The organism is Bacillus sp. es.034 (assembly GCF_002563655.1).
In the GTDB taxonomy this organism is placed as follows: domain Bacteria; phylum Bacillota; class Bacilli; order Bacillales; family Bacillaceae_B; genus Rossellomorea.
Window position 1 is genome coordinate 4,461,328 of sequence record NZ_PDIY01000001.1, and the last position, 16,096, is coordinate 4,477,423.

Here is a 16,096-nt window from a genome sequence, read left to right on the forward strand (position 1 = left end):
ATAATAATAAAAGTGTAATCCTTATTACCAATACTGTAAACCGTATCCACAAAGAAAAGCTACCCAAAAATGGATAGCTTTCTAGTTATGCATATACTTTTGCTATTTTTTCAATGGCAGGGATATCTGCTGGCGCCCATTTAAGAGTATATAACTCATCAGGTGATAACCACTTAATGGCTGAGTGCTCAGTTAAGACTGGTTCTCCTTCAATCAGCTTGCAATAATAGGTGGTCAAATGAACAATCCCAAAATCATACTCATGAACGGTATGTTCAATCTTCTCACCAATTTCAATCGAACAGTGCATTTCTTCTTGAATTTCTCGTTTTAAAGCTTCTTCAGGCCTCTCACCTTTTTCAATCTTTCCACCTGGAAATTCCCATAAGAGTGGTAATGACTTTTCTGTTCCTCTTTGCGCACAGAGGATTTTGTTGTCTTTAAAGATTACCGCTCCAACTACATGTATATCTTTTTTCATTGTGTCCTCCTTAGAATGAAGGTGTTATTATAGCAACAGAATAACATAATAAATTAGTTTACTACAATGAGCCACCTCTAGATAACTGTCTGACTTAAACCTCTTATTATCTATTTTTCCACCCACGATGCTACTAACAAAATATGATAATAATGATACACTTAACTTATTAATATCCATATAAAAAGGGTGAAAACAAAGTGAACGATTTTTTAAAAGATGATTCTACTTTAGAGAGTCAGTTTAGATCAATATTCTTGTTTGGAAGAAATGTAGCAACCTATAAGTTTGCATTAGCAAAATCTTTATTAGAGCTAGGCACTCCCAACAATGGGTTTATTACTTTAGAAGAATTATCTCCAATTTATGTTAAACACTTGCTAGAGCATGTACGTACTGGAAAGCGTCAAATTACAAGCAAGAGTTCAAAGTTTATACAAGCATGCCAACTTTACGATTCTGAGCAAATCACTTGGGAACAACTAGTATCGGTGGCAGAAAAAATTGGATTTAATAATGTATTAGACGCTTTCCATTACCTTCCTAAGGGAGAATTACAATCGAATTTTTTCAAAAAAGAAGTAAAAGGAAGAAAATTAGGCATTACTTTAACAGATGAATTATACACCTTGAATGAAGGATCACAAGTTCCAAATATGTTAGAAGAAATTGAGGGAAGATGGAATTTAGTTGAAACAGCTTGGAATGAACGAAATCCTAACTTAGAGATTCAATATGATAGGGATTTAGAGGAGTTTTTCACTCTAAGAGCAGTTACCCCTGAAAGCTATTTAAACTCTCATAACAGAGTTGCTCTGACTCCTGTGCGCAAACCTCTTAATGGATATCAAAAAGGCAAATGTTTTTATTGCTATGGTCCAATCTCAATACAAAGTAATGAAGTAAACACTTGTGATATTGATCATTTTATTCCCCTTAGTATTCAATATAATTCACAATATGACCTTGATTTAAATGGGGTATGGAATCTTGTTTTGACTTGCGTTGAATGTAATCGTGGAGAAGCAAATGGTAAATTCGCAAGACTTCCACAATCACATTTACTAGAACGACTTAATAAAAGAAATGAATACTTAATCGAAAGTAATCATCCATTAAAAGAAACACTAATTAAGAAAACAGGTAAAAATCCTAAAATTCGTAGAAATTATTTAGAAAGCCAGTTTGATTTTGCTAAGACAATAAAACGTCCTGAATGGGCGCCCAAATTCGAAAAAGCCCAAGGTTTTTAGGTCGAAGCAATAATTAAAAGGGAAGGTGATTATTATATAGATCTCCTTCCCTTTTTTTGTATCTTTTAATTACATCTCACATACGTGAAGGTTGAACTCAAAAAATCAATCCTCTACCTCAATCAAAAAGATCTTCTCTTCAAACCCGCCACGCTTCTCCGCTTTCTCTTTGCGTACCGATTCAACTTCTTCTATAGAAGACCCATGACGCTTAGCCAAAGCATGAATGATTTCTAAAAGATCTGCCAGTTCCTCTACTGCATCTCCATTCGATTCAGCTGCACAATACTCGTCTAACTCTTCATAGCTTTTTTCTTTTAAATACTTTATGTAGTCCTGATCATTTAAGATTTCTGTTGAAAACTTTTTTCCGGTGTTTTCAATGATTTGTGGAATTTTATCTCTGACTAATTTGTTGTACGTTGGCATATTACGACCTCCTATTTTATGTATATGAATAGTTTAACACGACATATTGTTGCAATTAAAAATACTTTAGGTGTGCTACTTAAAAATCTACTATTCCGTCAAACTTTATTTCATAATGTGGTGTTTAGTCTGTGTTAACTCTCGATTCTCCCTTGAATAATAGAGTTAGAGGTGGGTAGTGAGAGATGGACATACATAACGGTTTAAACAACATTATCGGCAAGCAGATTCGTAATGAACGAAAACTTCAGAAATTAACAATTGAAGATTTGGCAGAACTAGCTGGTATTCATCATACACATATGGGAGATATTGAAAGAGGTAATGTTAATACTACCATCGTCACTCTTTTTAATGTAGCTGCCGCGTTAAACCTTAATGACCCATCGGACTTGTTGACCAAAGCTACCAAAGATCTTTACCCTCACTTTCAAGAAGAAGTGAAAAAGCGTACAATTAAGAAGGGGTAAACTTTCATTATATTAATCTCTATTTAACTAGGGAGGTATCATGAGAAAAAGAGAATTTTACGTTATTAAAGATAAAGATACTACCCTGTATACCATTATGGGGTTTAATTGTAAAGATGGGTATGGAGAAGTATTTATTCGTGACAAAAACTCAACAACTTATGCTTTTAGAGGATTTAATAGGCTAAAGACGTTGAAGGAAGCTAAGAAGCAGATTAAGTCTTTGACTTAGATGGCTTCGCAAAGCTTTAATATACACTTAAAAAAGGGGATACTTCGGTGTCCCCTTTTTTAAGTGTATATTTATTCCAATACTTTATCCTGCTCAATGCCACTAATCATGAAATATTTTACCTTCAAATTCCACAAACTATTGAAAAAAAGAAGTGTTTTATATGAAATAACTTTCTATCTAATTAAACTCCAATAATTTGTTCTAATTTCACTTCTTCAACAATATTATTTTGATTTACTACATAAACATACCCCGATCCATTTAATTCTTGGTAATCATTTAATTCCAATTGTTGTGTAAGCAACTCTATAGACGGTGTTAATAAAATAAATCGTGTATTACCCTCTGCTTCTTCACTCGTGAAATCGACTAAGCCAAATGCATTTTTAACACGGATGTTTAATCGTCCATTTTGATATTCATACTCTTTTATAACTTCTACGAAATCTTTTGGAATAACACGTGCTGCACTTACAATTGGCTGTACATGTAGTTGTGTAATCGATTTAATGGACTGTAGCTGAATACTTCTTTCTCTTTCAATATTTTCAAGTCGATCTTTACTACGTTCTTCTAAGTCTTCAATATGAGTATAGGTTTGGTTAATTAATGCATTATTTTTATTATTTAAGTTATCACTTAAATAATTAGTTACTTTTTCCTGTAGAGTTTGCATTTGTTCATCAAATGAACGACGTAAATAAGTACCCTTTCGGTTTAAATAATCATCGCGTTTCATTTGAACAGATTGAAGTATTTTCTTCGCTTGAAGAATAGATTCTTTTTTAAATGATTTATCTTCTGTACCTACTGTGTTTATTAATTCAAATTGCTTTTGGAATAGGAGATAAGGATCTACTTGAATGAACTCCCCTGTTTTCCTTTTTGCTAATAACATTAATTCTTGTTCTAACTCTCGGCCTGTACCATCAACAACACTAATACGGCTAATTTCTAATATTAAAGGTTCACTAACATATGTTTTTACTGTACAAGTTGGTAAAGCCACTTGTTGCAGCTCTTGACTCGCTAATTCCATCGATAATTTTTTTAATGGATGGTCATTAGGTAAAATAGATAACTGATCTGTTTGTTTATCCGGTCTTATTGTAAACCGTAATGATTCATCAGTTCTTAAAGAATACTTTCTCTTTTTATTTAGTTCACGAATATTTTTAGGGAAACGATCAATTCTAACTGTATTGCCATCATTTGAGATATTTACTTTAATTCGTGTTTCTTCAAACTGTTTTACTACAAACTCACCATAGACTCGCGATGGTAAGCTGCTAATTGAAATTTCTTGATATGCCCGTCTTGCACCCGGTAAATCAAAACTGGAATCGTCTAAGCGTTCTTGTTTTGCTAATTCTAATAATCGTTCATGTTCCTCAGATAATATTTTTTCCATTTGTGCAATCAGCTCATCTAAATTTTCTCGTCCGCTAATCGCTTCCTCCATTAAGTTAGATAAATCGATGTTATTCTCTTCTAGCACCTCACCAATAAAATCATAGACTTGATCTTGTCCTAAATCTTTACGCATTTGTTCCATCTTATCAAGTAGACGTATCAATACATCTCCTTCTCGTGTATTTTTCGCAACTAGATTAAAGATGAACACTTCATTTTTTTGTCCAATACGATGAATACGCCCCATACGCTGTTCCAAACGATTTGGATTCCACGGGATATCATAGTTAATCATTTGATTACAGAATTGAAGGTTGATAGATTCTCCCCCGGCATCAGTAGCAAGCATAATTTGTACATTATTTCGGAATCGCTCCACTTGTTCACGACGTTGGTCCATTGTAAAATTCCCAACGATTTTTGTGACTTCAGGAACATGCTGTAGGAGCTTTCGTTCAAGGTAAAATAAGGTATCTTTTGATTCAGTAAAGATAAGGATTTTTTCTCCTTTGGATAACAATCCATCCTTACCAAATAAAGTGTTTTCAAGCTCTAAATATTTTCGTTCAATATCTTGATTTACAAGCACCTCTGCTTTACGAACTAATTCATCTAAAATCTCGATTTCTAACTTTAGTTCCTCTATATCAATAACATCGGTTTCTCCTTCAACTAAAGTCTCTATTTCTTCTTGCTCTTCTGTTGAAAGTTCGTCGTATTCAAATGATTCAATCGATTTATTATCTGTTAACTCAGACTCTAATAATTCTAGTAACTTTTCTTTACGTCGTTTAAGGGATAAATAAATAGCATTTAATGACGAACTTAGGCGACGTTGTAAAATCATCATTGCAAATGCTACGTTTGGTTTATTATTTTGTTTTGCTCGATTAAAATGCTCGCGTGCATAGGAAGTTACTTCTTCATAAAGCTCACGTTCGCCATAACTTAAATCAAAGGTAATTGTCTTTGTTGTTCTTTTTGGGAATAACGGAGTACCATCAAAATTTTTCATTGTCTCCTTTAAACGACGAATAACGAAAGGATTACTCTTTTTATATATAGAATCACCTGTATTTAAACGTGAAAAAATATCATGGTCTACCAAACTCATTAAATGTCGAAAATTTTCTTTATCTCCTTTATGGGGTGTAGCCGTTAGTAATAAGCAATGCTCTGTATGACGTAGTAAGCTCTCACCAAGCTGGTAAATTTTCGTACGATTCACTTTGCGTTTCTTGACTCCATGTGTATATGCGGCCATTTTATGAGCTTCATCAACGATGACTAAATCAAATTGTGCTTTTATGATAAATGTTTTAATTTCTTCACGTGAAGCCCAATAAATTGATGCAATTATTTTGTCATGTGATTCAAATGGATTTACCTCACTTGAGCTATTTAATAAACTTCGATTTACAATCGTAAACTCTTCACCAAACTTATCTTTCAGCTCTTCCTGCCATTGTTTCAATACTAGAGGGGGAACTAAAATTAAAATACGCTCTGCTGCTTGTCTTGCAATTAACTCACGTAATAACATTCCTGACATTATTGTTTTCCCTGCTCCCGGATCATCCGCCAATAAATATCGTACTTGAGGCGACTGTAACATGCGACTATACACTGCTTCAATTTGGTGTGGGAGAGGGATAATCTTTTTGTTTCCTCGCGCACGAGACTTCGAAAATTTATCCTCTGTCTTTAAGATGTAGTATTGCAGATAGTGTTGCAGTCTTTCAGAATTAAATGAACTTTCCTCATCTTGAATGTTTTCTAATTGTTCTAGTTGCGCCCTATCTAAATACTGTTCATAATATTTATTGGTTTTACGTCCAATTGATTCAACTAAGAATAAATCATCGTCAATTTCTTCAAAATGCTTAATTTCAACAATTTCCGGCCAAAAAGATCCTTTAATAATTTCTCCTATCTTTAACAAAATAACATCCCTCTCAATACTTACGTTTTCTTAGTTTAAATTATACAGTAAACTCCCAGATACTGTTATAAGGAATATAAGACAAAAAGCTAGAGAACGGAATAACCAGTTCTCTAGCTTTTCTTTAGTAAAGCGCATTATACATATGAATCGTAAATTCTGTCTCGCGATATGGTGTGACTTTGTCATCTTCTACGGTTACCATTCTCAGCTCACATGTTTGCCCTGTTGGATAATAGTTTTCTACAAGGTTAAATATAAGTTGCTCCGTACGTTCATGGCTTTCCCCCACCATATTAAATGTCCATTCAACTTTGTTCGAAATTCGCTCATCATTCAGGTAAAACGCAGCTTGAATTGTACGTGCCATATATTCTTGTGAAATACTTTGTTCTTGATATATCGGCACTTGTATACGGAAACCTGTGATTACACGTTTTGGCATGGCTACACTGATTTCAACAGGAGCCGCTTGTGAAGTACGACGATAATCAATTAGTGGCACAATTATTTCTTGAGGTGTTGCACCGCCGTGTACAAACTGTAATCCTCCACCGGCAATAAATCGATTTACGCCTTTAGCAATCACTTTTTCAACACCTTCTAATGTTGAAAAAACATCTGGTACATTAATAGCTCCATCATCTATTAATAAATTATGACCAACGGCAAAACGACGATTCGAATCAATGATTTCACCTTTAACACTGACTACTTTAATATCATTTTCAATTCTTGGATACTGATAGAGGAATCCGTGATCTGCTGTTATAAAAATTCGTTTTGCTTGCCATTTAGATAATCGATCAACAGCAATTGATAATTCTTTTATTGCTCTTTCCGCAGCTATATAAGTGGCACGTTCGGATTTTGCAGAATCACCTGCTGCATCGATTACATCATGATATATGTAAACGAGCCGTTTTCCTTTTAAATTTTCATCTGCTCTTGCTCTTGACCAGTCTAATAAATCGGTTAAACGATAGGCAGTTGCTTCTGGATGAGCTGCTTGTAGAATTTTAGTACGATTAGCAATTCCATTTGTAGGTTGGTCATCCGCTAATACAGTTCCATTTTTAGTAATCGATAATAATTTATGGGGTAATAAAGAGGCCATACCTAATTGTGTATATGTTGGGATATTCGCAACTAACGGACTGATAGTGGCAACTCCATTTGAACGTAAATTTAACCGAGATACTAATTCTTCTCCAACTTCATATCGCACTGCATCCGAAATAATCACAAATACGCGTGTTGATTCTTTCTCAAGAATCGGCTGTAAAACTTCTTTATAAAACTTAACCTGTTTAGGTAACTTCCCTTCTTCTGCAGTTTCTAAAAGATAATTAGTCTCTTGTGCAATTTTCAATAAATATTTATTTTCATACCAATTTGTTAATTGCTCAGCTAGTTTTTCTAGCATTTCTTTATTTTCTAATTGCGTAAATCCTGTCATAAAGCGTCTATATGCTTGATCAATTAAGTAAAGTCCACTTGTATATTGAACGTATAAAGGCTCACGAGTATCATATTGCTTCAAGAACATTTTATACTTCGTCAATTCAACTGCATCTAGCAAAACGTTTAACAAGCGTCCAATTCGATCATTTCGTTTCGCCCAATACATTTTTAACCGTTTATGCAAAATTTCTTTCCACTCATCATAATTGGATGTTTGATGAAGAAGTTCAGTTATTAATTTGTTTATCAATAAATAATCTATAATAGGGAAAGTTGAAATATCAGCAAATTGTTCGATAGGACGTTCATGCAACACATCAACAATCGAAAAACTTTGTTCAATTTCCTTCATATAATTTTCTATGACTTCTACTTCGGTTTCTTTTGTATGTAGCCAATCATCAATAAATAAGGCACACACATTTCCACGAGTAGTTTCATATTTCTTTTGTAATGATTTTTCTTCAAATTGAGCATGACGTTGGAAATGAGCATATAATACATTCTCCATTAAATACTGTAATGTCAAGTCATTTGAGTGCAAACCAAAGTATTCCGAAATAAGCTCCCACATACGAATCGAGCTAAACCGTTTTGATATGGCTTTATATACTTCATTTGTTTCTTCTTGTAAGCCACGCAACAATAAATGGCGAGTAATCTCTTCCATATTTGCAATGGGTGCGCCTGTTAGTACCGCTAACATAGCATACTCTAGATCACGTTCACTAGCATTAGGGGGTACGACTTTCTTTAATTTATTTTTACGCTCTACACTTTTAAAAAAGTCTCCATATTCCTTAATCAAAGGTCTTAAAATGGCATCACTTACTTGCAACTGCTCTGCAAGTAATGCATTCGTATCAGCTTTAAACTCTATACCGTAAAGTTCCATATCCAGTAAAAAATTGTCTTCTATCGCTGGTTTTGCAAAATCAGCATATAATAAAAAAGAATCCTTTTTCTTTTCCAACTCGATTTCTAATTTAAGTGTAAAGAAATTATTACGCGTTAATTGACGGATATGAATCGGTTGCTCTGCTAATGTTTCTTCTAAATCAGAAACAGTATATTCTCCTTGCTCATTATACCAAAAAATAACAGTTCGCGGCTTATTTTTTTTATATAGCTCGTCCTCTATTCGCTCTTTTAAGAGTTCAATGACATTCATTGTGTCACCTCATTATGAATATTTATTAATAATATTTATTATACATTAATATGAAACAAGCCTCCTTACCAAAGTAAGAAGGCCATGGTTTATTTAATCTTCGCTAATACTCCTTTGCCACCACGATAGAACTTCTCATAGTTAACTTTCACACCATCATCTAGATCAATTTCAATCTCTTCGTTAGCTATCTCAGCTAAACGTTTATCAAACTCTCGTAGTTCATCCATCTTCTTTTCAAAAGAAGTTTTTACTGCTGTTAGCTTTTTCTTCTCACTTGCTGATAAGTTGGGGTTCACTAATCGGTTTTCTAAATCAGTAATTTCATTTTGATATTTAGTTTGAATTTCTTGCAAATGCTCAAAGCGGATTGTTGCCATTGTACCTGGTTGATAACGATGCATATAAATTATGGTTCGTAAACCTTTTTGTTTACCTGAGTCCACAAGCCAATAGATCGGGCGTTTTTGATACACTTTACAGTGATCAATAAAGAACTCATCAATGAAGTAACGACGTAATCGCGTTTCAGCATCCTCGCCATTTTTCATTTCAAGTGAATCTCCTAGCCATTGCATATTTTCCTCCACTGTATCTGGAGAAAATACTACTGCCAAGAATTCTCGTAATCGAAGAATAATATCCTGCTCGAAATAAGCTGATTCTGTAAAATGAACGAATCCATTTAAATTTGGTTTAAATGAGGTAAATTTACTATCGCTCCATTCTCCACCGGCATATACTAAACCATCTATATCTATTGAATATCTTCCCAAGAGACAACCTATATAATAGGATAAAAATGATTTAACAGCATCTTCCTTATTCATATTTTTTATTGAAGACTTTATAGCCTTTCGATCATTAAATATATCCTTCTCTAAATCAAATTCATTAATAAAAAAATGATTTAAGAGGAATTCATTTTCACATAATTTATCAATAAATGTGCGTATTTCGCTTTCCGTTCTTTGGAAACTATCTCCGATATAAGCTTCACCACTTAATAATGGATGTTTTTTAAAGTCCCAAGATACTTCTTTCATATCCCATTCACTTTTCGATATAAATATATTTTCTTTTACTAAATTCTCTACTTCAAACTTATTAATTTTCTTGTAAGGTAAGCTCTTAATAACCCCATTATTATAATGTAATCCTGATAACGATAGATTAAGAAAGTTTTGAAATACGATACTATTAATATAACCTAATACCATATATTTATCTTTTTCATCATGTAAGAACATAGTTGGACCAGCAGTATCAAAAATAAAACCATTCGGGACATATCTAGCACTAAAACCACCAGTAGTTAAATCAGACCATGTCAGTCCTTCTTTAAAATAACTAGAGATATTTTTTATTGTTCTTGTTGGAGATTTATACAACTCTGTTGCATAATCTAAAACTCTTTTACCATTCTCTTCCCAATCCACTACAAATTCGTTATTGCCAAACCATTTTCTATATGATCCCCCTTTATTATACGGAAACCATCTGTTTTTACTTTTTAATGATTCTTCATTAGATTTTATATTGAAACCAACTTTGTAAAAATCTACTTCAAACCATCTTTTTAAAAATCTATCATTATCCGATGTTGCCATTCCCTGCTTAGGGTCCCCCACATCTAAAATATTATCAAATTTCAGAAAAGCATTTCTTATATTTTCAGATATCCAATAAGATATAGGAGAACCGGGTAATTTCATGAAATTCTCTTGTTCAAACTTATACCGTTTTGCACTATTAAATTCTTTTTGTTTTTGTAAGGCAGTTTCACTTTCCACTAACCTGACATAAATCCCATTAAATTCTTCGATATTAATATTTCTTAATACAAAAGTTGTAGATTGTACTACTTCTCCATTAATTTCTTCAAATGCTCTTGCCCCTAAATGAACTAGATTATAGATTGTACGGTTTGAAATAATCTCTTTTCTTAATTTCTCATAGCTAGTCAAGAACATCCACGAGGTTTGATTAATAGCTGAATAAAAACCATTACCTTTTAGTAGATGATTTATTTCCATAAAAGCTGCAAACAAATCTGCCTTACTATTTGGATAATATGCCTTCAAATACGCATTAAATTCTTTACTAAGCTTCTTAGTACCAAGATAAGGCGGATTCATTACTATTACATCATATTCATTCCGCATAATTTTCGTTTGCTGAATTAATTCTGGCAGTAGTTCTTTTGCGGTATCATGTTGTTCGCTATAAAACAAATCTTCAACCGGATTAATTTGAATATGTTCTAAGCGTTCCTCAATAAATATGATATCCCGTTCTGTAATATTGATTAATGAACCATATGTTTTTGCATTGTGATATTGGTCAAAGAATGCTTTTACTTTTTTATATCGCTCACCCTCTTCCTCCTGAGCAACATATGCTATGACGCTATCTGATATATGATTCGTTTCTTGAATCGACACCAAGTTAAACTGAATGCCTTCTCGTTCAACACTACGCAAGAATCGACGGGAATAGGCAGCGGCTTTCATGACGACTGCAAATGCTGCTAATTGATATGCGCGGTCATCAATATCTAATCCATACAAATTATTTTCTATTATTAATCGTGGAATCTCCCGTTCTGGATATCCACACTTTTCATAAATTTGCTGGAATACTTCAAACGCATAAACTAAAATATGTCCACTTCCCATTGCAGGATCAAGTAGTTTAATATCCTCTACTCTTAACTCTTTATTCACAAATGATGCAATTTTCTCCTGGAAATCCTCTTCTTCATGCTTAATGAAGTATTCCCAATTACTTATTAAATCTTCATCTTCTCGATGTGCCTCAGTCCAGTAGCGTCCAAGTGAGTTCTGTACCATGTACTGTACGATCCACTTTGGTGTAAAGAGTTGTGTTGCAAAAGGTATTTCCTCTTTTTTGTATTTGCTTTTTTGCGCAAACACCCTATCCTTTTCTTCTGCGATGTAATATTGATACAACCATCCAATCACTTCAATTTCTTCAAAACTATTCGTTAATTCATCATTTTTAACAAGTACCTTAATGACTGATTCTGCATCTAGTAAAAAGTCTGGCAGTAAAAGCTCTGTATAATTTTGAATTTGTTCAAATAGGAATGGTAAAATACTGTTTAATGCATTACATTGTGCAATAAACAGCTTGCGAAATGCTCCTTCTGTATCCCCTGCATGTAATAATGCACGAATTTCTTCTGGTTTTATTGGTAATTCCATTGTTTCATATTCAAATAAAATATCAGGATCTACTCGTCCTACACTACTTGACAACACACTTACCTTTTCTGGTAAGTAATCATGTACTTCCATAAAACGAATGGCAATAATACGGTTAAACCACGTATAGGCAACCTCTTCAACTAACCGCTTATAACCTTTTTGTCTAAGCTGATTCTTTAATGAGTCGAATGCTGGTTTCATATAAAGGGGATATGACTTATGATTAATCATTATTTGCCCAAATTCTTCATGAATTTCTAAATCATTCTTTTCATCAATACCATACAATAGTGCCTTTGTTTTTACTTGATCGATTAATTGACGACGTGATTGAATGGCAAAGTTTTTCAATTCCGTTTTGTTCACTTTTTCCACCTCATTACAACAAAGGAAGGGAAGGCCCCTTCTAATGCCTATAATTCAATTTTTAATGTGTTTTCTTTCAGTTCTTTTAATAACTGTGTTCGTAACTCTGCTAATACAATATCTAAGTCAGATTGTGTTTCGATCCTTGTATGTGAAATCATGTTTTTTAATTCGCTTGGAGAAATAATTTTTGTTCCTTTTTCACGTACAACAATAGTAGGTGCATCCGGACTGGGTGGAGTTACTTTAGCTTGTCGATTTAACTCTTCCTCTTTCTGTTTCGCCTCTATTTGAATTGATTCGGTAACCGAACGTAATTTTGATAAATTCAACTGTATTGTAATCAAACTATTACTGCCTAGAATTTCTTGCTGTAACGTCTTGAACTGTTGCATTTCATCTTTTATTAAACCTAAAACAATAATGTTATTTGAATAATAATCTTTCAAATCATCTAGTTTTTTCTCTAGTTGATTAATTTGACTTACAAGACCTTGTTTTTGTTCTGTTACTTCTTCTTGAATTGATTGTTCTAGCTTTTCAATTAAACGTGGTAATTGTGGAATTTCAAGATAAGGCAATGATTTTGTTAAGATGTCTGTTATCTGTTTTTTTATCACGTTCACTTTCTCTGATTGAGTATAACGTAAATCATTTTGAACTTGATTTAAAAAAGCTACTGCCTCATCAAATCGTTCAATTGGTGATTTTAAATAGAAACCAGATAACTGTTCGATAGCTTTTTCCCAAATGTATAAATCATCTTCGGCATCAATAAATGCCTTAACAAGCTGTTCCGATTCTCTAATTTGTGTTAATCGAAGAATTTCAATTTTTAAAGAACTAATCTTTGTTCCTTCAGGATAAGTAAACTCAGGAAATAGTGTTTTCTTTCGACGGTCATCCATCTCATCTAATGGTTCGATAAAATACTTCTGTAATGCCAATTTAATCGCATTCGCGAACTCTTGATAAGAATCACCAGTATCCATTCGTCCAAACAAATCTTTATATAATCCAATAAAATAACGACGCACTTTTGGATCCACTTCAATTTCAGGAATTACACGAATTTTATCTCGCTCTGTTGTTCGGGCAAGTTTATCATAAAATTGAGGTGAAATCGTTGGAGTGAAGTTTTCACCTGCAATCATTAACTTTACTTTACCTGACTGCATTAAAGCTAGGACAATACCAATTGTATCGTAATCACTCCAGCCATAAGGTACCTGATTATATTTCTCAATAAATTCCTTTAACGATGGTTTTTGGTGCATACGAATGAGTTCATCTAAATGGCGTACTACTTCGTTATAAGCTTTTACATTACCTGTTTCACCTAATAAATCATTTGTAATACCTTTCTCTGCTAGGTTTCTCCATTGTTCTTTGAATGTCTTCATTAGAATTGGTTCATCAATGTATTCTAAATACTTATATGTGTTTTTGATTAACATATCAAAGGCGTCTGATACTTGCTTTTCAAAATTACCCCTGAATGTACGCTCCTGCATTTGAATGAAGATTGTAGCTTCTTCACAAGCTTTTCTTAATAGTTCTTCAGCCTTTACCTCGTAGTCACCAATACTGTCCATTTTTGCGTCATAAATACGATGTTGAGCCTGTGTTGTACTTGGATTACGTTTTAAATTCACATAACGCCGAATCTGTTCAGAAATACGAATGGCTTCTTCTGCCTCGGCAATTAATTCCTCATTTAAATAAATAACCATTTGCCCTTCTATTGACTGTAAAGCGGCTTCTGTAGGTGTCAATCCACCCGTAATGACTTGCATTGTTAACGGATATTTCATATTTGTTTTTGCATAATTATCAAAACGTTTATTGTATTCAAATAGCATTCCCTTTTGATAGTTATATTTAGCGTTTGGATACATTTTCTCAAAAAAAGTATCGCCTAACTTTTCTTTAATTTTAATTGCATTAACATCAACATTACGAATTTCTTTATTTATTTCTTGCTCTTCATCTGATAAGAATGAATACGTACCGTCTGCGTGCTTCTCAATAAACATCGTTTGCTCTAGACGGTTTAAAGATTCTTTAATAGCAGTTTCATTTTTCTCAGACTGAATACTTTCTAATAAAAGTGTTGAGATATTATTTGGTGTTGCTTTAATGTGGTCTATACCTTTAATCAAATACAATACTTTTAATACATCAACATCATTTTCAACAAGACCTTCCGAATTTTTTGCGCGGTTTTCAGCTCTCGAAATCGTCTGTACGATAGCTGATTCTAAATGTTGACGAATAGTTGGATAAAACTCTGCCATCGTTACTAAATTGCCTAACTCCTCTTGATCATTATTAATCGCTGCTTCTTGGAAAGCTTTTAATAATGAACGTTCCCCTCTTGAAGCGTAAGAACTCCCTTCACCATGAATACCAATTTTCTCTAAAACAGCTTGCAATAAATCCACTTGATAAGGTACAAATGGATATGTTTCTACAAACTCAACAGTTGAACGATACCCTGATCGATATTGTGTTCGTTCTTTATCAAAAGAAAGACGATTACGAATTAATTGCTCATTCGGTTCAAAAGTAGACTCTAAGGTTTTCGAAGCCGTTTCTGTTTTTTCTAATAAACGGCGTTTTAAAACTTCGTCTGTATCTGAACTTGATAAATTGATCCGTGTTTCAAATCTTCCTTGAATTTTCGAAAAATCTTTTGTATTAGCTGCATTCATATTAGAAACGTCTTTAATCTTTTCCTGAGAAGTAACTGCAATCCATGCTTGTCCCATTGCAGCAGCACCAATTTCTTCTACAGCGTTTTGTAAATCAAGCATAAGGTTATTATCTGTACCGATATATTGACCAACTTCATCAATTAAAAAGATTAAGCGATAGTCGGAGCCTTTAGATTTACAATATTGTGCAACAAGCTCACCTAACTGAACCGCTGAAATTGAAAATTCCTTATGTGCTGATTTTACTAGGAAATCCGCCGTATCTTGTTCATAGCCAATTTCACAAAGTGCAGCAATAATTTTTGCATATCTCAAGCGGAATTTAATACGGAAATCTTGCCATTTTTCGTTATGTAATTCTTCAATTTTCGAACAAAAAGCATCATATTTTTGGTCACTAGCTAGTTGCCGTTCGAAATCCGCTACCCATAGCGTATTGGAATAACCTAAATGTTCATTAAAGGCACGTAAGATAATTTCGATAATACTTTCTTTCGTACCACGTGCTGCACTGGCTCCTGCTTCAGAACCAACATTAAATAACAAAGCGTCTGAGGGTTTTGATTCTATTCGAGACATTACATCTAAAAGTGCAGTATCAGAAACTTTATCTTTAAAGTATTCAAATGGTGTTTTTTTCCCGACTTTCTTACCATCCAATACGTAAGATAAAATTTTAAGGAAATGTGATTTACCGGAACCGAAGAAACCAGAAATCCACACACCCACATTTTTCGTTGGTGTTGAATACACCATATCATAATTTTTATAAAACCCTTTTAAACTATCTAAAATTTCTGATGTAACAACATATTCTTCTAACTCTGTTTGAATTGTAACTTCATCAATTTGACCTGCTTGTACAACACCATTGATTGGACGGTCAATTCTTTTTTCAAAGATCTCTTGGATAATCATTGTTCGC

The 16,096-nt window shown here is 33.4% G+C and carries 9 protein-coding genes; 3 read left to right on the forward strand and 6 right to left on the reverse strand.

Translation table 11 applies throughout. The annotated features are described in order from the left end of the window. Positions 1–85: 85 nt before the first annotated feature. A complete protein-coding gene (locus tag ATG71_RS22860) occupies positions 86–481 on the reverse strand; it encodes a (deoxy)nucleoside triphosphate pyrophosphohydrolase (protein WP_098441647.1) in 396 nt (131 codons plus the stop codon). Positions 482–681: 200 nt separating this feature from the next. On the opposite strand from ATG71_RS22860, the gene ATG71_RS22865 reads away from it, so the two are divergent. After that, positions 682–1,734, forward strand: a complete 1,053-nt coding sequence (locus tag ATG71_RS22865) for an HNH endonuclease domain-containing protein (RefSeq protein ID WP_098441648.1) — start codon at positions 682–684, stop codon at positions 1,732–1,734. A 105-nt stretch (positions 1,735–1,839) separates the two neighbouring features. Here the strand turns inward: ATG71_RS22865 and ATG71_RS22870 are convergent, their stop codons facing one another. After that, a complete protein-coding gene (locus ATG71_RS22870; protein ID WP_098441649.1) occupies positions 1,840–2,163 on the reverse strand; it encodes a nucleoside triphosphate pyrophosphohydrolase in 324 nt (107 codons plus the stop codon). A 185-nt stretch (positions 2,164–2,348) separates the two neighbouring features. Between ATG71_RS22870 and ATG71_RS22875 the strand changes: the two genes are divergently transcribed. Continuing rightward, positions 2,349–2,633 carry a helix-turn-helix domain-containing protein gene (locus tag ATG71_RS22875; RefSeq protein ID WP_098441650.1) on the forward strand — a complete coding sequence of 95 codons (285 nt, stop codon included), beginning with the start codon at positions 2,349–2,351 and terminating at the stop codon, positions 2,631–2,633. 40 nt (positions 2,634–2,673) lie between these two features. Next, positions 2,674–2,865 carry a hypothetical protein gene (locus ATG71_RS22880; protein WP_098441651.1) on the forward strand — a complete coding sequence of 64 codons (192 nt, stop codon included), beginning with the start codon at positions 2,674–2,676 and terminating at the stop codon, positions 2,863–2,865. 184 nt (positions 2,866–3,049) lie between these two features. On the opposite strand, the gene ATG71_RS22885 is transcribed toward ATG71_RS22880, so the two are convergent. From ATG71_RS22885 to brxC, 4 genes are all read right to left on the reverse strand, one after another. Then, entirely contained in the window at positions 3,050–6,223 is a 3,174-nt protein-coding gene (locus tag ATG71_RS22885) for a DEAD/DEAH box helicase (protein WP_098441652.1), read from the reverse strand. A gap of 124 nt (positions 6,224–6,347) precedes the next feature. Further along, on the reverse strand, positions 6,348–8,858 hold the full coding sequence (gene pglZ, locus ATG71_RS22890; RefSeq protein WP_098441653.1) for a BREX-1 system phosphatase PglZ type A: 2,511 nt from the start codon (positions 8,856–8,858) through the stop codon (positions 6,348–6,350). Between the two features lie 89 nt (positions 8,859–8,947). Continuing rightward, positions 8,948–12,454 (reverse strand): BREX-1 system adenine-specific DNA-methyltransferase PglX, encoded by a 3,507-nt coding sequence (gene pglX / locus ATG71_RS22895; protein ID WP_098441654.1) that lies wholly within the window; start codon positions 12,452–12,454, stop codon positions 8,948–8,950. Between the two features lie 47 nt (positions 12,455–12,501). Next, positions 12,502–16,089 carry a BREX system P-loop protein BrxC gene (gene brxC, locus ATG71_RS22900; RefSeq protein ID WP_098441655.1) on the reverse strand — a complete coding sequence of 1,196 codons (3,588 nt, stop codon included), beginning with the start codon at positions 16,087–16,089 and terminating at the stop codon, positions 12,502–12,504. Positions 16,090–16,096: the final 7 nt, after the last annotated feature.